This window comes from Paenibacillus sp. TC-CSREp1 (genome assembly GCF_050171015.1).
In the GTDB taxonomy this organism is placed as follows: Bacteria; Bacillota; Bacilli; order Paenibacillales; family Paenibacillaceae; genus Paenibacillus; species Paenibacillus silvae.
Window position 1 is genome coordinate 416,940 of the sequence record NZ_JBNOKM010000001.1, and the last position, 22,259, is coordinate 439,198.

The window sequence follows — 22,259 nt, forward strand, 5'->3', positions numbered from 1 at the left end:
CTTTCTTCAAAACATTTTCCGGGAAATAAATCCAGGAGACATAGGTTTAACTTTTTATTACAACAAATCTGCCGCAAGCTGAGCCAGCTTGGAACGTTCTCCTTTTTCAAGCATAATGTGTCCGCTGATACCCTCTTGTTTAAAACGTTCTACGATATACGTTAAGCCATTACTTGCAGAGTCGAGGTAAGGATGGTCAATCTGTTCAGGATCTCCCATCAGAATAATTTTACTTCCTTCCCCTACCCGAGATACGATTGTTTTCACCTCATGACGTGACAGGTTCTGGGCCTCATCAATGATGATGAACTGACCAGGAATCGATCTGCCGCGAATATAAGTGAGTGCTTCTACCTGAATGCTGCCAAGACCCATCAAAATTTTGTCAATATCTCCAGCCTTCTTGGTATCAAACAAAAACTCGAGATTATCGTATATAGGCTGCATCCATGGACGAAGCTTTTCTTCCTTCTCTCCTGGCAGATAGCCGATATCTTTCCCCATAGGTACGACCGGCCGTGCTATCAGCAGCTTTTTATATTTGTGATCATCCTCCACCTTCAGCAGTCCTGCCGCCAGTGCTAACAGCGTTTTACCTGTGCCTGCTTTTCCAGTAATAGTCACCAGCGGAATATCATCATTCAGCAGAAGCTCCAGTGCCATCCGCTGCTGTGCATTACGTGCGCTTATCCCCCACACACTATCATTGCTGAGAAACAGCGGCTCCAGCTTGGTGCCTTCCGTATTCACTTTAAGCAAAGCGGATTTGTTCGTACCCATCTCATCCTTCAGAATCACAAACTCATTCGGATAGAGCGAGTAGGAGAGCTGCAATGGCTTGATCGGCAAGAAACGATATGTGTAAAACTCATCAATCACGGACGGATGAACCTTCAGTGCGGTATATCCCGGGTACATCTCACTAAGACCTGCCGTACGATCCGATAAGTAATCTTGTGTGAACAATCCAAGTACGTCCGCTTTGATTCGTACCAGAACATCTTTGCTGACAAGAACAACTTGACGCTCCACCACTTCTTTTTCGTTTTCTTCAATCTGATAATTCAGCGCGACGGCCAAGATTCGATTGTCATTGGACACTTCCCCAAACATCTCCTGAACCTTCACAAAGCTGCGGTGATTCAGTTCAACTTTCAGATTGCCTCCATTCGCAAGAGGTACACCGCTGTGCAGATGGCCGAGTTCTCTAAGTCCATCCAGCAGTCTGGACACATTGCGGGCGTTCCGGCCGATCTCATCGGCATTTCTTTTTTTGGAGTCAATCTCCTCCAGTACTACCGCGGGAATGATTACCTCATGTTCTTCAAAGGCAAAAATGGCATTGGGGTCATGCAGAAGCACATTGGTATCCAATACAAAAATCTTTTTCATTCAATCCCCTCCAAAGCGGCGTCGTTAAATGCATGGGCTGGAACGTGTTCTCGGGAATGACGAAGGGGCTCTATGAGCCGTCCGTTTCCCTTCATTCCCGAGTTCATCTTGGTCGTGTGATCTTCAGCAGCGGCATGGACAATCATGCTCCCATACATAAATGTATTCGACTAGGGCAAAATAATTGTCAACCATTCTGAAAAACGCCAAGAAAGGATTGAACATTTATGAAAAAGGGGATCTGCACGCTGCTTCTGATTTTTATACTGACAGGCTGTAACTCTTCTACACGCAATGCTTCACAAGACCTGCACGAGATGCATCCGAGAAGCTACGGAGGAAACATAACTACACAGCAGGAAGATCGAATGAATGCTTCACGGCTGGATCATTTAAATGAAAATACCGGTGAAGCCCCTAACCTTAATACTGCCAACGAAACAGAGACAGGCCGTATGTCAAATCAAAAAAGAGTAAGTCATCTCAAGGCACTTGCTAAACAAGTTGAAGGTGTGAAAGATGCAAACTGTGTAATCCTTGGCAACACAGCTGTTGTCGGCATTGATGTAGATGGTGATCTGGAACGCGCTCGTGTCGGCACCATTAAATATGCAGTTGCAGAAGCCCTGCGCAAAGACCCGGAAGGTGTCGACTCCATCGTAACCGCTGATGCGGACGTCACCGAACGAGTTAAAGAAATTGGTGAACATATCCGCAAAGGACATCCGATCTCCGGTTTTGCTTCAGAGCTGGCTGATATGGTTGGACGCATCATTCCACAGCTTCCGAAAGATGTCAAAGTTCGTCAAAACCCGGATGAACCTGCCCAAGATCAGTATATGCAGCAGCACACCTCTGAAAAAAGACAACAAAAAGCCCAGTGATCTCTCACTAGGCTTTTTTCATGGCTGCAAAAACTTGTTCATCAAGCTTCTCCGCAGCACGCTGATCATATATTTTGACAAATTGAGGCACAGAGGACAGCTGAGCGCCATAAAACAGCGCATTTCTCACCGCTTCAATCGTTATGTCGAAACAGCACATATTAAAGGGTACACCCAGCAACGGATCTTGTCGCACGGAGGCACGTCCGTTCACCGCATACACCATTTCTTCGCCAAAAACGGTTATCGTAATCAACGGATTCTGAATCATATTGTTCACAAGACGGGATCGATGGTCAATCGCCAAACGAAAAGTAGAAGCATTCTCGGCATAAATCCAGGAGATTGCTGTTGAAGTCGGACCTCCGGATTCCACATCCACGGTGTTCAGAAGCACAAAGGTCTCATCTTTGAATTGCTGTAACAAAGACTCTGTTAATTGTGTGACGGCTTCGGACATTCAACCAGCCCCCTAACCTTCTTTATGCAATTCTTATCTTGTGAAGTTATTATAACACACTGCGAACCCGGCTTCCAATCCCCAAAGCTTGAGTCTATTGAGCTGATGTCGCGGCCTTCACTTTCCCTTCAAGTGTATCTTGAATCGCCTGTTTTGCATTTGCCAGTTCCGTTTCATTAATATAAACATAAGGACTTCTCCACTCACCGGTAACCGGAGTAAAGTGTACATCGGTGGTCGAGATATTCCAGTAGGTAGCAATGAAATTTTTCATTTGCTCGGATTCCACATCCGTGGTCATATTTTTATCTACCGCACTGATTACTTTGCCAATTTTGGCAATGCCACCGAGAGATTTCATCTGATCAAGCATCGCGTTCATGACCTGATTCTGTCTTTTGTTTCGGTCAAAATCGTTTGACTCTGCTGTCTTGGGTGTGCAATTGGATTTACGATAACGTACAAAATCGAGCGCCTCTTTACCGTCCAAATGCTGAGCACCGGCCTTCAGATTGATATCTGTATTGTCAGCTTTGTCTCGCCAACACATATTTTTATCCACCGTGACATCTACTCCGCCCACAGCATTCACTGCATCACGAAAGGCTTGGAAGTTGATTACTGTCGCATAATTGATATCTACTCCCAGATACTGTCCCATCATATCCTTCATTTGATCCTCAGCCTTTTTGCCCGAGGTCTTCTCCTGCGCTTTGAACCTTGGATAATAAGCGTTAAGTTTGTTGGACTTATATCCATCAAGCTGAATGCGCGTGTCACGAGGCAGGGAGACCACCGTTGCCGTTTTCGTATTCGGATTGAGAGCAGCAACCATAACCACATCAGATAAAAACGTACCAGTTTCGGGACGATTGTCCGTACCCAGCAGCAGCATCGTAAGGGGCTTCGTCGTTGCCGACATACCAGGAGGAACAGGTTTGTCTACACCTGTATTTGCCACTTGATTATAGATCCAGTACAAATAACCCCCACCCACCAGAATGCCGATGACCAGTATACTCAGAAAAAATTTTACAAACCCGTTCATGCGTTTCTTCTTCTTCGGCTGCTTCCCTTTGCTGTTTCTATTTCCTGAAGTGCCTGATGAATTCGAAGCTTGTCTCCGTGGAGGCAGCCCGTTTGAATTTGAGTTCATATGTTCAACACCTTTATCACATCTGTTTGTTCTAAATAAAACACAACCGCTTTCCCGAAGGAAAACGGATGTATTTATGCATAGACAGCATTATGAGTTTCGAGTGGCAGCTTCCGCTTTTTTCTTTTGACGACCTTCAACGAAATAACGCACGCGCACTAACAGCATCAAACCTACCGCTACCAGCAAACATTGAATGATGGGCAGCTTGTCGATCTGAAAAATAAGAAGCATGAACGTGCCCATCGCCATCAATATATATAACACAATTTCCTTACCGATCGGCAATTTCTGACGTACCCGAAAGACCTTGTTATACACGTAAGTAATCAGTACAAAGATGACGATATAGGCAATGATCGGGTGTGATGCAAACCATGCTTGCATGTTAAAGCATCTCCTTTCATGATCATGCTGTACAAAAATCAATTCATTGATCGGACCTTACTGCTGCACCATGAGATTCTTCGTCGCTCGTTCGACCATTCCGGGTTCGGATCGTTCTTTTGATCGCTGTTGTCCCCGAATTTCTTTGAACACTCTATCAAGTGGTGAAATTCGGTGACAAAGGCGAACGCTTCGCTTCTTCAGAATCGATTCCTCTCCCTCCACTACCTGTGGCGAGAGGCAGGAATCGTTCAATCGTGCAATGATGTCCCCTCAAACTTTGACTTTTGTACCTCTTAGGGTAGTGGTATTACGCGTTATTTTGAGCCATTTTGCGTTGTTTTTCTGCACGCTCACGCTCGGATTTGTTCAGGATCTTCTTGCGAAGACGAATAGATTTTGGTGTAATCTCACAAAATTCATCTTCATTCAGATATTCAAGCGCCTGCTCCAACGAGAAGATAATCGGAGTTTTAATTTTAACCGTGTCATCCTTACCTGAAGAACGAACGTTAGTCAGTTGTTTTTCTTTACAAATGTTGACAACGATGTCGTTGTCCCGTGTATGCTCACCAACGATCATACCTTCGTAAATTTCTGTTCCTGGCTCAAGGAAGAGCGTACCACGATCTTCAACGCCCATCATTCCGTAGAACGTAGATGTACCCGTTTCAGTTGAGATAAGCACACCTTGGTGACGTCCACCTACTTGACCGGATACGACTGGAGCGTAGCTGTCAAATGCATGGTTCATTACGCCATAACCACGAGTCAATGTCAGGAAGTTCGTGCTGTATCCGATCAGACCACGTGCAGGGATCAGGAACTCCAGACGCACTTGACCGCTACCTGTGTTGATCATGTTAACCATCTCTGCTTTACGTGCGCCAAGGCTTTCCATTACGGAGCCCATGCTTTCTTCAGGAATATCAATCAACAGGCGCTCGATAGGCTCCATTTTTTTACCGTCAATTTCTTTGACGATAACTTCCGGTTTGGATACTTGAAGCTCATAACCTTCACGACGCATATTTTCAATCAGGATACCCAGGTGAAGCTCACCACGTCCGGAAACGATAAATGCATCCGGGCTGTCTGTTTCTTCAACACGAAGGGATACATCAGTTTCCAATTCTTTTAACAAACGCTCGCGCAATTTACGGGAAGTTACCCATTTACCTTCACGTCCTGCGAATGGACTGTTGTTTACGAGGAATGTCATTTGCAGTGTTGGCTCATCGATTTTCAGAACCGGCAAAGCTTCAGGATTATTCGGATCAGCGATCGTTTCACCGATGTTGATATCCTTAATACCCGCGATCGCAACGATGTCACCTGCGCCAGCTTCCTCTGTCTCCACACGTTTCAGTCCTTGGAAACCGAACAGTTTCTCGATACGAGCTGTTTTGCTTTTGCCATCACGCATAATAACAGTAACGGATTGGCCTTGACGAATCACACCGCGGTTTACACGACCGATAGCGATACGTCCGAGGTATTCATTGTAGTCCATCAGAGTAACGAGGAATTGCAGCGGCTCTTCAACGTTCTCTGTTGGGTGGGGGATATGACTTACGATGGTATCGTAGATCGCCATCATGTTGTCATCTTGTTTGGCAGGATCGTCTTCCATGCTGGATGTTCCGTTTAATGCGGAAGCATATACGACAGGGAATTCAAGTTGTTCATCGTTGGCACCCAGTTCGATGAACAGGTCAAGTACTTCATCAATAACCTCAGCCGGACGAGCCGCTGGACGGTCGATTTTGTTTACAATAACGATTGGAGTCAGGTTATGCTCCAGTGCTTTACGAAGTACGAACTTCGTTTGTGGCATACAGCCCTCATAAGCATCAACAACGAGCAATACGCCGTCAACCATTTTCATGATACGTTCTACTTCACCGCCGAAATCGGCGTGTCCTGGTGTGTCCACGATGTTGATCAGGTAGTCTTTATAAGTTATAGCCGTGTTTTTGGCCAAAATCGTAATACCGCGTTCACGCTCCAAATCGTTGGAGTCCATTGCGCGCTCCTGTACCGTCTCGTGATCACGGAATGTACCGGATTGCTGGAGCAACTTGTCGACGAGTGTTGTTTTCCCGTGGTCGACGTGGGCAATAATCGCAATATTGCGAATGTGTTCTCTTGAATGCATGGTTTGTATCCATATCCTTTCCAATTTCAATTCTTATCTACTAAACTTCCCGCAAAAATCGCAGGTTACTCACAAAATAAGCGTCGGTGATAACCCGACGCATGTCTATATCCCTTATATTATAGTTTATCATAGGTAAAAATCAAGATATTTCGCTCGAAGCTGCACAGTTCAGGAGCGGAGATGTTTACCATCCCCTGCCTCGGCCTGTACGTCCTCGTCCAGCAAGCAACCAGATGCCGCCCAGAATAAGCAGGACAGCAAACACATAAATGATACCGGTTTGCAGCAATGTAAACGCCAGCAAGACAACAGATACCGCCCCGATGATCAATGCTGCAGGGTATACAAATTCGGGTCTTCGCCGCTCAACCATGCCGTATCCAAGCAAACCGACAGCAATGCCCAGCAGCAGAACAGGCCACAGATTTCTCATCAGTCCAGCCCCCCATATGTTCGTTATGCTGAACAGTAGGCCATATACGGTGAGCACTCCGGCTGGTAATAACGACCAGGCAGGTGTCATGCGAGCATAAAATAATACATACAGCGCGATACCCGGCAGCAAAAGCAGAAGAGGCCAGAAGTTTCGTCCGATAAATGCAAACACCCCTAGCTTGCCAAGCAAAATCACCAGCCCGGCAGCAACTATAAACAGTCCGATCGCTTTTTCATTTTTCATCTTATTCACCTCTTGTTTTCATTAGCTATGTAATTTCCAAGCTGTGCCAACTTTTAGCACTGAACACATTTCTATTCGCAAAAACAAGCTGTCTCACTATCTCTAGTGTATCTGATGTTTCTGCAAAAAACTATACTTGATGTCGAAAATACACTCATTCGACAAGCCAGAACTAACACATCAAAAGTCACAGTACCAACCTGTTTTCCCTATTCAAGACGTATGAAATCAGAGTCCAATATGATTCTGTATTCCCCTGAGCAGGAACAATTATAAATTCAGTCACTCGTATACATTGATTTATTTTTTACACATTCAAAAGAGGGTGTCCGCCTAAGACACCCCGCCTAATATGAGCAATCGTTTTATTTCAGAATCATTTATGCGTTGCGGCGAACGAATCTGTGTGCGCCTCCTGCCGCAATGACCAGACAAGCCATGGCTGCAGGAAGCATCGCGTGTGCTTCCCCCGCCATACCTCCCAGCCACTCTCCAAGCTTCGGGTCCTTCATTAACATCTCACCAGCCGTAAATGCGAGTATGCCTGATCCGGCATACACCAGAATGGGGAAACGCTTCAGCAAACCTACAATAATACCACTGCCCCACACAACAATAGGGATACTGATTGCAATTCCGATGACAATCAAAGCCAGATCTCCATCTGCCAGAGCTGCAATAGCCAATACATTATCCAGGCTCATCACAAAATCAGCAACCAGAATGGTTTGAATCGCCTTCCAGGTTGTGGACGCATTGCGAATATGTACTTCGTCATCGTTCTGAAGCAGCAGTTTAAAGGCAATCCAGAATAATAACAATCCGCCAGCCGCCTGAATAAATGGAATGCCCAGCAGCAATACAGCAGCAAACGTAAGCACACAGCGCAGAAGCACCGCTCCGAACGCCCCCCACCATACCGCCTTTTTACGTTGAGCTGGAGGTAAGTCTTTACTTGCTAGTGCAATGACTACCGCATTATCTCCACTCAGCACCAGATTGATCATTAAAATTTGAGTTAACAGCCACAGTGTATCCATGTCCTCATCCCCCCACTCTAACTTGTATGTCGAAGTTGTACATGCTATTCTTAGTGATTGAAGAATATACAGGGAGTGACATATTGCCATGGAGCTGTTTAGTCCCGCATTCTGGCTGGCTTTGTTGAACGTTGTCTTTATTGATCTGATTCTGGCTGGCGATAATGCCATCGTTATTGGACTTGCTGCCAGAAATCTACACCCTTCTGTACAAAAAAAAGCTATTCTGTACGGCACTGGCGGCGCGCTTCTCATTCGAATCGTGGCTACCGTCGTTGTACTATGGCTGCTCAAAGTACCTTGGTTGCTGCTTGTAGGAGGCTTGCTGCTCATATGGATTGCTTACAAGCTGCTGGCTGATCAAGGGGATGAGCACACCGACATTCAGGCAGGAACCTCACTCTGGGCCGCCGTGCGCACGATTATTATCGCGGATGCGGCCATGGGACTTGATAATGTGATTGCCGTAGCGGGGGCTGCGCAGCAGCATCTGGTGCTTGTCATCCTCGGACTGCTGATTAGTGTGCCTATTATTGTTTGGGGCAGCACCTTGTTTATCAAATTGATTAACCGGTTTCCATGGATTATTTATGTTGGCGCGATTGTACTGGGCTACACCGCCTCTAACATGATTACCGAAGAGAAGCGGCTCATGCCTTTTTTCACCGAACACCCGGCGCTGCGCATTCTGTTTATCATTGCGGTGATTGTCGGCATCGTTCTAGCAGGTTATCGCAAACGCAGTGCAAGCAGCAAAGCCCAGGGCGAACGCCAGCGTTCCTATTCATAGCCCGCACAGTAAAAATACAAACTTGCAGCGCATGAATATTCCAAACACAAACAGGACTGTCCGTTTATGTCGGCCAGTCCTGTTTTGTGTCTATTAACATTTCATTTGTTATGTCTACCCATTCCTGGCTGCAAAGTCCGCAATTTAAAACCAATCATCCTTCATTACGCTGTCCTCCGGCTGCCCTGTGAGCACGGAAGCTTCGCCTGCATGCAAGGTAATCGTTTCAGTCTGTTCAACCGCCTGATCTAGCCATTCCGGCAGCTGGCTCATCGTCGCTTCAATTTTGTCCACGATACGTAGATTTGGATTGGTAGACGGAGATTTTGGAACAAACAGTGTACAGCAGTCCTCATAGGGCAGAATGGAAATATCGTAGGTGCCAATCTGTTTGGAAAGTGTCACGATCTCCTGTTTGTCCATCATGACCAGCGGTCTCAGCAGCGGCAAGTCTGTAGCACGTCCGATGACATTCATGCTTGGAAGCGTTTGGCTCGCGACCTGTCCCAGGCTGTCTCCGGTAATCAGGGCAAGAGCACGCTCACGCTCAGCCAGCTTCGTAGCAATACGCAGCATCGAACGGCGCATCAATGTAATAATCAGATTATCCTGCCCCAACTGGGTGAATGCGGTCTGGATTTCCGTGAACGGAACGAGATGCAGCTTGATCGATCCCGCATGATCGGCAAGCGCACGGGCCAGATCAATGACCTTTTCCTTGGCGCGCTGGCTTGTAAAAGGATAACTGTAAAAATGTACACATTCCACTTCAAGTCCCCGGCGCATGGAAGACCAGGCTGCCACAGGACTGTCGATGCCACCAGATAACAGCACCATCGCCTTGCCATTGGTTCCAAGCGGGAATCCGCCTGCCGCTGGAATCACTTCGCTGAAAATGTACGTGCCTTGTTCACGGATTTCCACACGCAGTTCGATATCAGGATTACGCACATCCACCTTCAGCTGCTGAAATTTACGTAGTATCGGCGAGCCGACCAAATGATTCGTTTCATGCGAGGAATGGGGGAACGCCTTCCATACCCGCCGCGCATTTACTTTAAAGGTTGTATCTTCTCCGAATTCCTCTGCACGTTCATCCATAAATGCAACCGCCGTCTGTACTATGGCGTCAACCTCAGAAGGTGTAACTTTAACTGGGCTAATTGACATTACACCAAACACTCGTTTCAGTACTGGGATGAGCTGTGTATGGGATTCCCCGCCGAGGTCCACGTAGACCCGTCCGTATTCTTTACGCAGCGAGGCTCCAGGGTAAGGTTTGAGCAGCGCTTTGACTTGAGTAATTATCGTTTTTTCGAAACGTGCACGATTTTTTCCTTTTAACATAAACTCTCCAAAACGGAGAAGCAGCATATCATAATTCAACATTTAAGTTACATCCGCCTTTCGAGTGGCCGCAGCTGTGCCACCATCTGATGCAGTGCCTGTTCCAGCATTGCTGCATCCTCTTCTGTATGTTCATCGCCAAAACTGATTCGTAATCCCCCCGCGGCGCAGGCATCATCTCTCCCCATTGCAAGCAGCACACGGCTCGGTTCAGCCGAACGCGAGGAGCAAGCAGATTGGGTAGATACAGTACACCCCAGCTGTTCCAGCGTATGAAGTGCCACCTCAGCCTTCATGCCGGGGTAAGAGAAATTCACGATATGCGGGGCTCCTTCTTTGGTGCTGTTCAGCTGCAGTCCAGGAATAACAGCAATTGTATCGATCATTCGATCACGAAGAACTTGTATACGCCTTGCAAAATCAGGCTGTCCTTCCGCCGCGATTCGCATCGCTTTAGCCATACCCACGATCATGGCTACGTTCTCTGTACCTGCCCTGAGACCATGTTCCTGCGAACCTCCGGACAGGAGAGGTGTAAGCTCTACACCATCTCGTACATAAAGCAATCCCGTGCCTTTCGGCCCCCGAACTTTATGGGCAGACAGGCTGTACAGGTCTGCTTGCCACCGGGCTGGCGCCACAGGTAATTTTCCGAAGCCCTGGACACCATCTACATGGAAAAGAACCTTCGGTGCCTTTTGCTTCAGCTGCCTGCCAATCTCCTGCACCGGATGAACTGCACCCGTTTCATTGTTCACATGCATTAAACTGACAAGCACTGTATCTGAACGCACAGCGTCTGTCACCTGCTCCGCAGTAACCACACCTCCCGAGTCCACTGGTAAAAAGGTTACATCCCATCCCCACTGCTGAAGCTGCAGCACACTCTCATACACAGAGGCATGCTCCGCAGCAGTCGTAATGATATGTTTCCCCCTAGAAGCATACCGAAGCGCTGCTCCCTTAATCGCCAGATTGTTGCTCTCCGTAGCCCCGGATGTAAATATAATCTCATCTGCTTTTACACCGATGGCAGCAGCACAACCCGCACGCGCCCGGCGCAGCAATTGATCTGCACGTTCACCATATCCGTGGATGGAAGAGGCATTCCCGAACTGGGTTTCCATAATTTCCGATATCGTGCGGACCACGTCAGAATGCGGGGGTGTCGTTGCAGCATAATCAAAATATTTCAAAACGAGGTGTACCCTCCTTATCAGTTCGTTCATCAGCCTACAGTGAGCATTGTACCACGATCTCTGTACAACACAAAAAGACCAACCAGGAGCAGGCTGTATCTAAGCCCCGCCTTTTGCGTTGGATCTTCGTGCACAGCATGATGTGCCGATTGCTGTGTTTAACATGTTCAATTAAAGCATATATTTAGAGCGAGCCCGCTCTACCTTGGAAATATAATTCTGGGTTTCGACAGGCAGAAGATGAAGCATGCTCATCAGCTCGCTATCACTCGTAATCCCAAGTCTCGATAACCTTCCGGGTCCGGCATTATAAGCAGCCAAAGCCATCTTTTCCTGACCTCCGAAACGCTGGAGCTGAAGTGATAAATATTTGGTTCCCGCATCAATATTTTGAGCCGGATCAAATGAATCACTTACGCCAAGGCCAGCAGCTGTGCCATCCATCAATTGCATTAGACCCTTCGCCCCTGCAGAAGAGACCACATTCGGATTAAAGCCCGATTCGGTATCAATGACAGCCTTGATTAAAGATTCGGGTACACCGTACTTGATGCTTGCCTGTGCGATTAGCGATTCATAATCGGTAGGTACCGATTTACCGGAATCCACTGCTCCTGCATCAGAGGATGCAAGCAGAGCGCTCAAAGCATTCGTATCGGTTGTATTTCCTGTATGCATATCCGGGCTATATGTACCGCCAAGCTGCAGCCACAGCAGGCCATCATTCGACCTTTTGGAAAGTAAAGCCTGATTCTCCGCATTACTTGCACCGCTAGCATTTGTATTTAACAAACCGCTGATCACATCGGAAAAATCATTCGTTGAATCAGCCCCAGCCGACCCGCTCGTTTGGGTATTCATATTGGACAATTGCAGCTCCAGTAGCTGCCGTGAACTGCGTGGATCAATCTGCATGTGGTATATTCACTCCCGTTTCATTTAACCTTGCTGACTTTATTCTACATTGTTTTACATACAGGTTCCATCATTTTCATAAAAAATAATCGATTCCACGTTCACATATGCGTTAATACGAAAAAAACCTTCCGCCTTTCACCATAAACAAGTGAGGACAGAAGGTTAGCATTTTCTTCACAGACAAGGATAGCGGCTACCCCTATCCTGTGATTCGATTTTTTTAACGTGCAAAAGGAATCATAAAAAAGTAACTTAACGTAGCAACAATACCTAGCCCGATCGACCAGGCTCCTGCTGTTTTGCGACCATTCACATACGCATAATACCCAAGCACAGCTGCCGCCGGACCAAGCACGATGGACCACATAAACAAAGATGCGATACCAAAAGCAAGACCCAAATAGCCCGCTGCACGGCCTGTAGATTCCATCACCCTGTCTGCTTCATGCTTCACAGGCACTGCATCTGCTGGCACTTCATCTGTACGATCTGTACGTTCTCTCCTTACAGCTGCTGGTGGTGCCACCTCTGCCCCGTATTCCTCACGGAATGCTTTTCTAGGGTAGTCCACTCGCTGACGTTGATGCTCACCTTGTCCATCCGTGTTGTAACGTTCCAAGCGATCATCATTAGTATCATCATTCTTCACGTGAAAGCACCTCCGTTATTCAATAGGATGACTGCTTACTTGGGTTTGAATGTGTGGCAGCAGGTAGCTGACGAAGTACGCGCATGATCATGATGGTCGGAGTCGAAGGTCTCCCCGGCAAATTCCTCATGCAAACGACGGGTAGCATGCTGGTCGATGTCAATCATGATGGCATCGGCCTGACAGAAGTTGTTTTCTCCCCAGAAATGACAGTTAGATACGCTGCATTTGACGATTGGTTTGTCATGGCTCATTATTTATCACCTCGACATGTATTGTTGCCCCGCGTGAAATCCGATATTCTCCGCCTAAATGCCAGATGATAACATGTCGGGAGCAAACCGCTGATCGTCAGCCATTTCTTCCATCCGTCCAACACAAAAAACCGCCACAAGGGCGGTTTTTCCATTAGAAACATATTGTCATTCAATAAATAAGTTCAAAACTATAGCAAAATTAAGCGTGATTACGTTGATTTTGCATACGGCGCTGGGTCAGATAATCACTTTCATAATAAGCCAGATCATCGCGAAGTTCCTCATACGTTTTGGAAATTTCAAGAATAACGTCGCGCACGGCACGAACGGGCTTATCACGGAAACGAATCGCATCCTGACCAGTGTAAGCGTATCTTCCGTCTTCGGAGTAGCACTCGTTTTTCGGATAGAAAAAGCTGTTTACACTCTGGTGATACGTATTATAAAGAGCCTTTTCGGCAAATTCGACATCAAAGTTGGCACGACGCAGCACAACGCCAAGTTTTTCGTAAGAAACTTCAGAAAAAACGAGCAAATGACGGAGATCTGAAAGGAATCCTTTGTAGAAGGCTGTTGATTCCTCCGTCTGATTCTGATCCAGTTCAGGCAAAGCATTTTCATTTAAAAACTTTTCGATCCGATCGATCGCCGGTTTTAACTTTTCCCTAGTTGACTCACATGTTTTCTGTACATTGGCTGCTGACATAAAGGTAGCTCCCCCTTAAATAAGTCCTTACATATTTACATATAGTTTGGTCAAAACAACATTTGTTCCTGACCTTTTGAATACTCAGATATAATCCTACCATAAAAAGTTGACGAGCGGTATCCCTTAATCTTGCTTTCCAGTCATGTCACGGAACCTGGTGGATACCCGGCATAGGAACTGAAACTCTTTTGCATAAAAATATGCCGTTCTCCTAACGCTAACTACAATCCATAACAAGCCTGGATGCGTAACAAACACATCCAATGAGCTTGTGCAAAATGAACGAAGGAGGTTCTGTTCCATGTCCAGACCACGATGGATGAACTGGGCTCTTGCCGCAGGCGCTGGCGCACTCGCGCTCACTTTACTGCTTCCCACATCCAACCGCACTGTTCCGAGACCAAGTGCACTGCAAGAAAATCCACAGAAGGAACATGCAAGCAAGCAACGCCTGAAGGTTCAGGATATCAAAGCCACCGATCAGCTTACCCGTGTAGATGCCAAACAGCATCTCGGTATTATGCTGAACAAAACGGCTTCAATGAACGAGGCCCAGCTCAACCGATACATGAAGCATCTCCAGGATTCACACGGACACATTCGTTCGATCCAGCTTATGAACATGGATGGCACATCCAGCAAACGATTTGATCGTACAGTCAAACCCGGAAGCAAGCTCGAGCAGCAGAAATTAAATCATACGTTGAATCTGGCAAAAAAGGCAGTCAACAAACGCCAGAGCTTTGAATCCTCTTCGTTTCCGCTGGGGAAAGAGAAATATTTTGTGATGGGACAGCCCTCCAAGGATGGCAAACGGGCAGTCATCGCTTTGTTCAGTCAAAGTGTACTTAATGCCGTGGAAGAACACCAGCGCAAAAATTTGCGGATGATCCCATACCCGCGTGAAGGGAAATTCAAAATCGAATCGGTGCACCCCGATACCTTGAACGAAATTACAGTCAAGACCGGACATGACAACGCGAATGCAAGCCATTTTTACGAAAATGAAATCGTCATACGCTTCCGGCAAGATCCTAGTGAACGCGATATGCGGATCATTCGTTCGGACTTGAAAACACAATCTGCGCGCAAGCTTGGGTATACGTATGTTTTTCGATCCGAGACGATGAATTATAAACAATTGCGGGATTATTTCGGCAGTAAGTGGAACCCGCTGTATATGGAACCTCACTATATGTATTTAACCAATGAAGCACCCGCTGAACAAACCGATGTCACCATCCCCAATGACGTGCTCTTCTCGGATTATCAGTGGAATTTACCTGCAATCGAGACGAATCGCGGATGGAACATTACCAAAGGGAACAAGGATGTCATTGTGGCCGTAGTAGATACAGGGGTTGATGTGAATCACCCGGATCTCAAAGGCAAATTACTCGAAGGATACAATGTCGTAAAACCGGGCAGCAAGCCGATGGATGATGTGGGCCACGGTACACATGTTGCCGGTATTATCGGAGCGATCGTGAACAATAACGAAGGTGTCGCTGGCATGAGCTGGTATAACAAGGTGCTGCCCGTCAAGGTGCTCGATAACTCGGGATCGGGTACAACGTATGCTGTTGCCGAAGGAATCATCTGGGCAGCAGATCATGGCGCCAAAGTCATTAACATGAGTTTGGGTAATTATGCAGATGCCCAATTTCTGCATGACGCCATCAAATACGCTTTTGACCGGGATATCGTACTCATCGCTGCTACCGGCAACGATAATACCGAGCGTCCAGGTTACCCCGCCGCGTATCCGGAGGTCTTTGCTGTCTCGGCCACTGACCCGGATATGAACAAGGCATCTTACTCCAACTATGGGGACTACGTTGATGTGACCGCCCCGGGTTCGAGCATCGCCAGTACGTACCCGGATAATCAATATGCCGCTCTGTCAGGTACATCCATGGCGAGTCCGCACGTTGCCGCACTGGCTGGCCTGATTCGCTCTCTGAATCCAGACCTGACCAATACCGAAGTTATGGACTTGATGCGTCAGAGCGTTATTGATCTGGGTGATCCGGGCCACGATAAATACTACGGCTACGGGCAGATTGATGTATACAAAGCGCTGCAGGCCGCCTCGGGCAGCAGTGCCCCGCTGCAATTTTGGCCGCAGCATGTCAGACAGCAGTTAGATAATACGTTGAACAAATATACTCGGTAAATACGTTGAGCATCTACACGCAACAATATGCTGAACAAAATATACTCCATCATGCAGCAATGTATTTTGTTCGCCTTGATTGAATATGGAAACAAACAAAAGCAGCTGCGCCTCGGGGCGTATGCTGCTCTTTGGTTTTGCACCTGTTTTCCCCGAGGCACTCGCTACGACTAGCGCTTGCGAGAAGTAGTGCGGGCTTTGCGTGATTTTTTCACGGATTTTTTCTTATGGCTGGACACATACAGCGGTGCTGGTCCTTCTTCCTTCACAACAACCGGATACATATGGTGAGGGATCGGAACGCAGTGATGCTGCTTTACAATTTCAATCGGGTGAATAACTGGTACGATCTGTGGAATGTAATAATCTTGAACGACCTGGATCGGATCACATACAATTGGAGAAACCTCTGGACAGCAATGGTTCATTTCAAACCAACTCCCTTTCAAGTGATACTATAACCTATTGCAGTTCACCCGAAGTGGTATGGATGGATGTCCATAGTCAAAAAAATTATATGAGCGGCAGCCTGTCCGCAGCTGACCCGGCCTGCTGGGAAGTGTATCTTTCAATCACTTCGCATAACGTAATTAGCCCCTGCCGCAGCGCTTCTTCGCTGGTCACCGTGAAACAGATGCGCAAGCTTGACGTATCACTCTCCCCGACAAAACAGGCTGATCCAGGCAAAAAGGATACCCCCGCAGCAAGAGACTGCCGATGCAGCTCGTGTATATCAAAGTTCCCATGTAATTCAAGCCACAAGTTAAGTCCTCCATCTGGCAGACGCCACTGCATCCCCTTCGCTGCATGCTCGTTCAACACCTCGGAAGCAGCACACAGCCGCGCATACAATTTCTCTCGAAGCTTACGCACATAAACATCGTACTGATTCTGAATGTACGTCTGCAGGGCCTTCTGTGTTAATAGTGGACTCCCCAGATCAGCTGTAGATTTGGCGGCTACAAGCCGGGTAAGCACACTTCCATCGGCAATGGCGCAAGCTACACGGCATCCCGGAGACAGCACCTTGCTGAAGCTTTTGATGTAAACGACATGTCCGGCATTATCCATCGATTTAATGGAAGCTGGCGGCGGCTCATGAAAATACAAATCAGCAAAAGGGTCATCCTCAAGAATAAGACAGTGATAACTTTGCGCAATGTTAAGCAGTTGGGCCCGTCTTCTTGCACTCATCGTTATGCCCGTTGGATTATGATAGGTAGGAACAGTATAAATCAGCTTCGGTGCATAGGTATCACACAGACGAGTCAGCAGATCGATACGCATGCCTTCATCATCCATAGGAACTGTGATAATCTTGGCTCCCCTGCTCGTAAATACATCAATTGCTCCTGTATACGTTGGGGCCTCCATATATACAACATCGCCAGGCCCGACAAATGTACGAGCTACCAGATCAATACCCTGCTGTGCACCGCTCGTGATTAACATACGTTCAGGTGCCGCATGAAGTCCACGAGAATTGAAATGTGAAGCAAAAGTTTGTCTTAGTTCCCAATCCCCCTGAAATGATCCATATGCGGCCATGCGCTCCGTATGATCTGATGAGAGATGGTAGGCGCTGTCGATGATATCACGCGTAGGCAGCATTTCTGGTTGAATCGCGGACATATGCAGTTCATAGCGAACCTGAGGAGAGACGTCAAAATGCCGCCACAACTGCGCCCTTGGCAAATAGTCGATTAATGTCATTTGCCAATTCAGCGCTGCACCTGTATCACTGCTTCCCTTCCTGTGAACATTACCAGCACCATCCTCTTGGGTCTGAGGTGTTGTAGCGGAAGCCGCCGAACCAGTCACATAACAGCCTTTGCCCTGGGAACAGCTGATCAGTTGTATGGCTTCAAGTTCAGCATAAGCTTTGGTCACTGTGACCAGGCTCACTCCCAGATCAACAGTCATTTTTCGCACAGAGGGCAACCGGGTTCCCGGCTCAATTAATCCTGAACGGATACGGTCTGCAATCGTAAGAGCAATCTGCACATACAGCCTGGTGCTGCTCCCCCGTTTCAATTCAATATGCATAATCACTCCCCCAACTGTTATTATCGTCGTTTTACTGTTATAGTGCGTTCTATCTATTATAGTTTATAATATCAGTATAACAGTGAATAACAGGAGATGAGAATATCATGAGTACACCTTGGTCTAAAATGGCACAAAACACCCCGTCCTCTGTCGTTCGCGACATGTTACAGGCCGCACAAGCGCCCGGAATGATTTCACTTGCAGGTGGCCTTCCTGCACAAACTTCTTTCCCGCTTGAAGCGATCCGCGCAGCTTATGAGAAAGTATTCATGAGTGGATCTTCCGCTCTTCAATATGCAGAAACGGAAGGCTATCGTCCGCTTCGTGTCAAAATTGCTGAGCGTCTGGAAGCCAAAGGACTGCCTGCTTCACCTGATCATATGCTGTTAACGACTGGATCACAGCAATCCATCGACCTGGTCTGCCGCATCCTGCTTGATCCGGGTGACAGCGTACTTGTGGAATCACCTACTTATCTGGCGGCTCTGCAGGTCATCCAATCTTATCAGGGCGTATCACACGGCGTAGCCTGTGATGATCACGGTATGCTGCCAGAATCTCTGGAAGAGCAGCTTCAGCTGCATCGCCCTAAACTGGTCTACATTAACCCCACGTTCTCTAACCCGACAGGCAAAGTGTGGTCCCGTGAGAGAAGACAACAAGCCGTGGATTTATGCCGAAAATACGGTGTACTTATTCTGGAGGATGATCCTTATGGTGAAATCCGCTTTAACCCTGAACAATTAGATGCACCTGCTCTCGCTGCACTGGATGCTGCATCATATGAAGGGCCGTCCAACGTAATCTATACCAGCACTTTTTCCAAAACAGTAGCTCCGGGCCTCCGTACCGGCTGGATTCTCGCTGCTCCCGATATTGTTAAAATTGCTGCTCGCGCCAAGCAAGGCGCAGACCTGCACTCCAGCAGCATTGATCAGCGAGCATTGCACGCATTACTTGAGACGTTTGATCTCGATGCTCATATTCGCCACATTTCTCAGGACTATGAACAGCGTATGAGAACGCTGACCGAGCTCATGGCCCGTAAATCATGGGAGGGCATTACATGGAACTCGCCGCAAGGCGGCATGTTCTTGTGGCTGACACTTCCTGAAGGCATGCTTGCCAGCAACCTGTTCACATACGGCATCCAGGAGAAGGTATGTATCGTACCTGGTGATTCCTTCTATGCCGGAACACCAGAGCTTAACCGGATGCGGATCAACTTTACCCATACAGACCCTGAGCTTCTTCCTGAAGCGGTAGAACGTATGGATCGTGCCATTCAGCGCTGGCATGCTTCCAGCCAATCCGATCATGTGGTTACAATGTAACAAACTGTCATTCCGATAGCATAACAGTTGACCGCTTTAGCCTTTTTTTACAGGCTAAGCGGTTTTTCTTTTTCTATAGCCGTGCTACTTACGTTGGAATAAAAATAAGGCGTCAGATTCAAAAATGAATCTGACGCCTTATTTTTATATAACCTGTTGTGTTGAACAGGAATTCATACATCGTTTTGTTGTTGCAGTTAGGAAAGCTTACCGTAAGCCGGGTTCTGTGCTCTTCGTGGTTCAAACGGGAACTACCCTCCCACCAGAAGCGACAATCATCTATCTAGGCCGTACATTGCTGCACAGCTCAAGCGACCAACCTAGACACACCTCGGGCTAAGGCTGTCTCCTCCGAAGAGGTGACGGTGTCCCTTTAGGTCTTGCTCCAGATGGGGTTTACCAGGAACGAAGTCACCAGCGTTCCTCGGGGTCTCTTACACCTCGGTTCCATCCTTGCCTGTACCGGGGGATACCCGGCCATCGGCGGTCCATTTCTGTGGCACTATCCTTCAACTCGCGCTGACTGGACGTTATCCAGCATCCTGCCCTGTGGAGCCCGGACTTTCCTCTCGTGGCAACGAAGGCCACCAGCGATTGTCTGTCAAGCTTTCCGAACAACATTACATAGTATACAGGCATTTGCCTCCCCATACAAGCTAAATATTAATGGAAATCAGCGTACAGCCTGCTTTTTTACCCTTTTATATGAAACGGAATACTTCTGTATTCACCTCGGATGCAGTCACCTTCGTCTCATATCGCTGATCTGCGAGCTGAGCACGGAGCCAATCCGCTGTTTTGGGCTTCATAATTTTTTCTGTATTATGACCCGGATCAATGATACACATGCCCGCCATCAAAGCATCATGTGCCGTATGATAGTCAATATCTCCCGTTACAATGACATCCGCTCCTTTGAAACGGGCTGTGAGCACATACCGGCTGCCTGACCCGCCGAGCACGGCCGCTTTTTTGATTTTTTTATTCAAATCACCGACCACGCGTACTTGCGGAACGTTAAATTGCGCTTTAACGACTTCGACCAGCTCACCAAGGGTTTTAGACTCCTTCAAAGGACCGAGACGTCCCAGGCCAAGTGTACGCCCTTTTAAATCAACTGCAAAGAGATCATACGCCACCTCTTCATACGGATGCGCCTTTAACATCGCCTGAATCACTTTGCTTCGCAAGCTTTGAGGTACAAGCGTTTCAATCCGCATCTCTTCGACACGCTCCATCTGCCCCTGCGCTCCGATAAACGGCTGTGTGCCTTCACCCGGAACAAACGTGCCTGTTCCTTCAGTGTTAAAGCTGCATTTGCTGTATTGACCAATACTTCCTGCCCCTGCCTCCAGAATCGCTTGCAGCACCTGCTCATGATGCGTACGGGGGACGAACACTGCCAGCTTGTAGAGTTGGTCTGTATGCACGTCTTCCAGCGATTCCTTGCTCTCAATGCCAAGCGCTTCAGCCATCCAGTCATTAATTCCGCCCTCGGCTACATCGAGATTGGTGTGGGCAATATAAACCGCGATGTCGTTTTTGATCAGTTTCTCATACAGCTTGCCCATAGGTGTATCTGTACTCAGTGACTTTACGGGACGGAACATAATAGCATGGTGCGCAATGATCAGATTGGCTCCAATACGGATTGCTTCCTCCACGACTTCATCAGTGACATCCAGTGCCACAAGCACATGGGTAATTTCTTTTTGCAGACTTCCCAGCTGCAAACCGATGCGATCATCAGGTACAGCCAGATGTTTCGGAGCCAGCCGCTCCATCAGTTGAATTACGGTTTGACCTTTGGCAAACATGCCAACACCTCCTGTAAACTGCTGATCAGCTGCTGCACCTCAGCTGCTTTGTCCCTGGATGATTCCTGATCCGATTTGGAAATGGACTGTAACACGCCCTGCAGCTTGCAGATCTCACTCTCCCATTTGGCAAAAAACACTTCGGTAGCACGGTCCGTCAGATACGGCCCCATACGCAGCAGCAAATCTTCGGTCAATTCCACGCCGTCCTTTAGGGGACGAGCACGGTATACCTCTTCATTCGCAATTGGACTGCTCGCCTGCGGCATCGCAGTGATTATCTCATAAATTTTTCCGTCTTCCTCCAGAAGCTGCTCCGCTACGACAACCCAATGATGCTCCAGCAGCCAACGTCTCAGAATATCTTCACCTACGTTAGGCTGCAAGATCAGAAGCTGTACACCTTCCAATTTGGACAAGCCGCGCTCCAGAATGGAGGCAATCAATGCGCCGCCCATGCCCGCAATCGTAATGACATCGACTTCTCCTGTGGAGATCACATCCAGTCCGTCTCCACGACGCACTGTAATTTTTTCTTTTAACCCGGCATCACTGACCTGCTTGCAGGCAGCATCATATGGACCAGGATTGACTTCCCCTGCTACAGCCGCTGAAGCTTTGCCACTACGAATTGCGGCAACAGGTAACAAAGCATGGTCTGAGCCAATATCCGCCATCCGGCTTCCTTCAGGAATTTGATCATGTATCCGTTGTAATCGATTCGAAAGTTTCATGAAGCACCTGACCATTCATTTAATTTATTGATTTGCATTGCGTGAAGAAAAACGATAAAATGAAATCCAATCAAACATTTCAAGGATGAATTTCCAAAAGAAAGAAATCTAACTATTCAAA

The 22,259-nt window shown here is 47.5% G+C and carries 21 protein-coding genes and 1 other RNA gene; 4 read left to right on the forward strand and 18 right to left on the reverse strand.

All coding sequences use genetic code 11. The features are described 5' to 3' along the window. Positions 1-57: 57 nt before the first annotated feature. Positions 58-1,392, reverse strand: coding sequence for a PhoH family protein (locus tag ACQSGY_RS02105; RefSeq protein ID WP_427050484.1), 1,335 nt, complete (start codon positions 1,390-1,392; stop codon positions 58-60). A 227-nt stretch (positions 1,393-1,619) separates the two neighbouring features. Here ACQSGY_RS02105 and ACQSGY_RS02110 point away from each other — a divergent pair, with 227 nt between their 5' ends. Further along, the gene (locus ACQSGY_RS02110) at positions 1,620-2,276 is read left to right on the forward strand and encodes a YhcN/YlaJ family sporulation lipoprotein (protein WP_427050485.1); all 657 of its coding nucleotides are present in this window, start codon (positions 1,620-1,622) and stop codon (positions 2,274-2,276) included. Between the two features lie 7 nt (positions 2,277-2,283). On the opposite strand, the gene ACQSGY_RS02115 is transcribed toward ACQSGY_RS02110, so the two are convergent. The 6 genes from ACQSGY_RS02115 to ACQSGY_RS02140 form a co-directional block, all read right to left on the reverse strand. Then, a complete protein-coding gene (locus tag ACQSGY_RS02115; RefSeq protein WP_289370851.1) occupies positions 2,284-2,736 on the reverse strand; it encodes a pyridoxamine 5'-phosphate oxidase family protein in 453 nt (150 codons plus the stop codon). Positions 2,737-2,830: 94 nt separating this feature from the next. After that, the gene (locus ACQSGY_RS02120; protein WP_427050486.1) at positions 2,831-3,892 is read right to left on the reverse strand and encodes an LCP family protein; all 1,062 of its coding nucleotides are present in this window, start codon (positions 3,890-3,892) and stop codon (positions 2,831-2,833) included. A gap of 90 nt (positions 3,893-3,982) precedes the next feature. Next, entirely contained in the window at positions 3,983-4,279 is a 297-nt protein-coding gene (locus ACQSGY_RS02125; protein WP_427050487.1) for a YlaH-like family protein, read from the reverse strand. A gap of 310 nt (positions 4,280-4,589) precedes the next feature. Continuing rightward, on the reverse strand, positions 4,590-6,437 hold the full coding sequence (typA, locus tag ACQSGY_RS02130) for a translational GTPase TypA (RefSeq protein WP_427050488.1): 1,848 nt from the start codon (positions 6,435-6,437) through the stop codon (positions 4,590-4,592). Positions 6,438-6,624: 187 nt separating this feature from the next. Then, positions 6,625-7,119 carry a hypothetical protein gene (locus ACQSGY_RS02135; RefSeq protein WP_427050489.1) on the reverse strand — a complete coding sequence of 165 codons (495 nt, stop codon included), beginning with the start codon at positions 7,117-7,119 and terminating at the stop codon, positions 6,625-6,627. A 380-nt stretch (positions 7,120-7,499) separates the two neighbouring features. Then, complete coding sequence (locus ACQSGY_RS02140; RefSeq protein ID WP_184182309.1) at positions 7,500-8,159, reverse strand: TerC family protein; 660 nt, start codon at positions 8,157-8,159, stop codon at positions 7,500-7,502. Positions 8,160-8,247: 88 nt separating this feature from the next. Here ACQSGY_RS02140 and ACQSGY_RS02145 point away from each other — a divergent pair, with 88 nt between their 5' ends. After that, complete coding sequence (locus ACQSGY_RS02145) at positions 8,248-8,949, forward strand: TerC family protein (protein ID WP_188591235.1); 702 nt, start codon at positions 8,248-8,250, stop codon at positions 8,947-8,949. A gap of 144 nt (positions 8,950-9,093) precedes the next feature. Here the strand turns inward: ACQSGY_RS02145 and thiI are convergent, their stop codons facing one another. The 6 genes from thiI to ACQSGY_RS02175 all read right to left on the reverse strand — a co-directional run bounded on the left by thiI (position 9,094) and on the right by ACQSGY_RS02175 (position 14,025). Further along, positions 9,094-10,335 (reverse strand): tRNA uracil 4-sulfurtransferase ThiI, encoded by a 1,242-nt coding sequence (gene thiI, locus ACQSGY_RS02150; RefSeq protein WP_427050559.1) that lies wholly within the window; start codon positions 10,333-10,335, stop codon positions 9,094-9,096. An 8-nt stretch (positions 10,336-10,343) separates the two neighbouring features. Continuing rightward, positions 10,344-11,492, reverse strand: coding sequence for a cysteine desulfurase family protein (locus ACQSGY_RS02155; RefSeq protein ID WP_427050490.1), 1,149 nt, complete (start codon positions 11,490-11,492; stop codon positions 10,344-10,346). A gap of 174 nt (positions 11,493-11,666) precedes the next feature. Beyond that, positions 11,667-12,410 (reverse strand): lytic transglycosylase domain-containing protein, encoded by a 744-nt coding sequence (locus ACQSGY_RS02160; protein WP_427050491.1) that lies wholly within the window; start codon positions 12,408-12,410, stop codon positions 11,667-11,669. A gap of 223 nt (positions 12,411-12,633) precedes the next feature. Next, entirely contained in the window at positions 12,634-13,062 is a 429-nt protein-coding gene (locus tag ACQSGY_RS02165; protein WP_427050492.1) for a hypothetical protein, read from the reverse strand. A 35-nt stretch (positions 13,063-13,097) separates the two neighbouring features. After that, the gene (locus ACQSGY_RS02170; protein ID WP_110897971.1) at positions 13,098-13,316 is read right to left on the reverse strand and encodes a DUF1540 domain-containing protein; all 219 of its coding nucleotides are present in this window, start codon (positions 13,314-13,316) and stop codon (positions 13,098-13,100) included. Positions 13,317-13,518: 202 nt separating this feature from the next. Next, entirely contained in the window at positions 13,519-14,025 is a 507-nt protein-coding gene (locus ACQSGY_RS02175) for a YpuI family protein (protein WP_111271888.1), read from the reverse strand. Positions 14,026-14,329: 304 nt separating this feature from the next. Between ACQSGY_RS02175 and ACQSGY_RS02180 the strand changes: the two genes are divergently transcribed. Further along, complete coding sequence (locus tag ACQSGY_RS02180) at positions 14,330-16,204, forward strand: S8 family peptidase (RefSeq protein WP_427050493.1); 1,875 nt, start codon at positions 14,330-14,332, stop codon at positions 16,202-16,204. A gap of 170 nt (positions 16,205-16,374) precedes the next feature. On the opposite strand, the gene ACQSGY_RS02185 is transcribed toward ACQSGY_RS02180, so the two are convergent. Both ACQSGY_RS02185 and ACQSGY_RS02190 read right to left on the reverse strand, forming a co-directional pair. Then, positions 16,375-16,653 carry a hypothetical protein gene (locus ACQSGY_RS02185; RefSeq protein ID WP_427050494.1) on the reverse strand — a complete coding sequence of 93 codons (279 nt, stop codon included), beginning with the start codon at positions 16,651-16,653 and terminating at the stop codon, positions 16,375-16,377. A gap of 64 nt (positions 16,654-16,717) precedes the next feature. Beyond that, the gene (locus ACQSGY_RS02190) at positions 16,718-18,250 is read right to left on the reverse strand and encodes a PLP-dependent aminotransferase family protein (RefSeq protein WP_427050495.1); all 1,533 of its coding nucleotides are present in this window, start codon (positions 18,248-18,250) and stop codon (positions 16,718-16,720) included. A 107-nt stretch (positions 18,251-18,357) separates the two neighbouring features. Here ACQSGY_RS02190 and ACQSGY_RS02195 point away from each other — a divergent pair, with 107 nt between their 5' ends. After that, positions 18,358-19,587, forward strand: a complete 1,230-nt coding sequence (locus ACQSGY_RS02195; RefSeq protein WP_427050496.1) for a PLP-dependent aminotransferase family protein — start codon at positions 18,358-18,360, stop codon at positions 19,585-19,587. Positions 19,588-19,785: 198 nt separating this feature from the next. On the opposite strand, the gene rnpB is transcribed toward ACQSGY_RS02195, so the two are convergent. The 3 genes from rnpB to ACQSGY_RS02210 all read right to left on the reverse strand — a co-directional run bounded on the left by rnpB (position 19,786) and on the right by ACQSGY_RS02210 (position 22,138). Beyond that, positions 19,786-20,197: RNase P RNA component class A (rnpB, locus tag ACQSGY_RS02200), an RNA gene on the reverse strand. Positions 20,198-20,288: 91 nt separating this feature from the next. After that, positions 20,289-21,404 carry a Nif3-like dinuclear metal center hexameric protein gene (locus tag ACQSGY_RS02205; protein ID WP_427050497.1) on the reverse strand — a complete coding sequence of 372 codons (1,116 nt, stop codon included), beginning with the start codon at positions 21,402-21,404 and terminating at the stop codon, positions 20,289-20,291. Then, positions 21,380-22,138: a tRNA (adenine(22)-N(1))-methyltransferase gene (locus ACQSGY_RS02210; protein ID WP_427050498.1), complete on the reverse strand. Its 759-nt coding sequence runs from the start codon at positions 22,136-22,138 to the stop codon at positions 21,380-21,382. Before ACQSGY_RS02210 ends, ACQSGY_RS02205 begins: the two co-directional genes overlap by 25 nt. Between the last annotated feature and the right edge of the window lie 121 nt (positions 22,139-22,259).

Bases quoted from the DNA above. Each gene is read 5' to 3' on its own strand.
- ACQSGY_RS02105 (WP_427050484.1), bottom strand. From the start codon at position 1,392: ATGAAAAAGATTTTTGTATTGGATACCAATGTGCTTCTGCATGACCCC.
- ACQSGY_RS02110 (WP_427050485.1), top strand. From the start codon at position 1,620: ATGAAAAAGGGGATCTGCACGCTGCTTCTGATTTTTATACTGACAGGC.
- ACQSGY_RS02115 (WP_289370851.1), bottom strand. From the start codon at position 2,736: ATGTCCGAAGCCGTCACACAATTAACAGAGTCTTTGTTACAGCAATTC.
- ACQSGY_RS02120 (WP_427050486.1), bottom strand. From the start codon at position 3,892: ATGAACTCAAATTCAAACGGGCTGCCTCCACGGAGACAAGCTTCGAAT.
- ACQSGY_RS02125 (WP_427050487.1), bottom strand. From the start codon at position 4,279: ATGCAAGCATGGTTTGCATCACACCCGATCATTGCCTATATCGTCATC.
- typA (WP_427050488.1), bottom strand. From the start codon at position 6,437: ATGCATTCAAGAGAACACATTCGCAATATTGCGATTATTGCCCACGTC.
- ACQSGY_RS02135 (WP_427050489.1), bottom strand. From the start codon at position 7,119: ATGAAAAATGAAAAAGCGATCGGACTGTTTATAGTTGCTGCCGGGCTG.
- ACQSGY_RS02140 (WP_184182309.1), bottom strand. From the start codon at position 8,159: ATGGATACACTGTGGCTGTTAACTCAAATTTTAATGATCAATCTGGTG.
- ACQSGY_RS02145 (WP_188591235.1), top strand. From the start codon at position 8,248: ATGGAGCTGTTTAGTCCCGCATTCTGGCTGGCTTTGTTGAACGTTGTC.
- ACQSGY_RS02160 (WP_427050491.1), bottom strand. From the start codon at position 12,410: ATGCAGATTGATCCACGCAGTTCACGGCAGCTACTGGAGCTGCAATTG.
- ACQSGY_RS02170 (WP_110897971.1), bottom strand. From the start codon at position 13,316: ATGAGCCATGACAAACCAATCGTCAAATGCAGCGTATCTAACTGTCAT.
- ACQSGY_RS02175 (WP_111271888.1), bottom strand. From the start codon at position 14,025: ATGTCAGCAGCCAATGTACAGAAAACATGTGAGTCAACTAGGGAAAAG.
- ACQSGY_RS02180 (WP_427050493.1), top strand. From the start codon at position 14,330: ATGTCCAGACCACGATGGATGAACTGGGCTCTTGCCGCAGGCGCTGGC.
- ACQSGY_RS02190 (WP_427050495.1), bottom strand. From the start codon at position 18,250: ATGCATATTGAATTGAAACGGGGGAGCAGCACCAGGCTGTATGTGCAG.
- ACQSGY_RS02195 (WP_427050496.1), top strand. From the start codon at position 18,358: ATGAGTACACCTTGGTCTAAAATGGCACAAAACACCCCGTCCTCTGTC.
- ACQSGY_RS02205 (WP_427050497.1), bottom strand. From the start codon at position 21,404: ATGTTTGCCAAAGGTCAAACCGTAATTCAACTGATGGAGCGGCTGGCT.
- ACQSGY_RS02210 (WP_427050498.1), bottom strand. From the start codon at position 22,138: ATGAAACTTTCGAATCGATTACAACGGATACATGATCAAATTCCTGAA.